The 375-nt window shown below is 50.9% G+C and carries 1 pseudogene; it reads left to right on the forward strand.

The annotated features are described in order from the left end of the window. Positions 1-375 (forward strand): annotated as a pseudogene (locus J3U35_RS05660) (hypothetical protein); the annotation flags it as partial.

Here is a 375-nt window from a genome sequence, read left to right on the forward strand (position 1 = left end):
TGGCTCCGGCAGCGACCCCGCCAGCGACACCAACTCCAACAACCGAAAGTCAGTCATCCCCTGAGGCAGCTACCACCAGCTCAACTGAAAATTCAACAGCGCCAGCAGCCAATGCATTACCGTCGTCAAATACACAGCCTACGACTACAACGCCGGTAAAAACATCACCAACGGGCACGAATACTAATACGCCAACTCCCCCAACGACAACCGGTGACGCATCAACAGCAAGTACACCGCCTGCTGCTGAAACGGCTAAACCTAAACAGCCCGGTCATCAGCTGTATTTTTATAGTTTATATATGCATTTGGCAGATACAAAGTACTATGAGGATAACCCCAAAGAGCCTGCGCCGGCATTTTGGGAGCAAGATA

Origin of the sequence: Gilliamella sp. B2717, assembly GCF_026536675.1 — a bacterium.
In the GTDB taxonomy this organism is placed as follows: domain Bacteria; phylum Pseudomonadota; class Gammaproteobacteria; order Enterobacterales; family Orbaceae; genus Gilliamella; species Gilliamella apicola_I.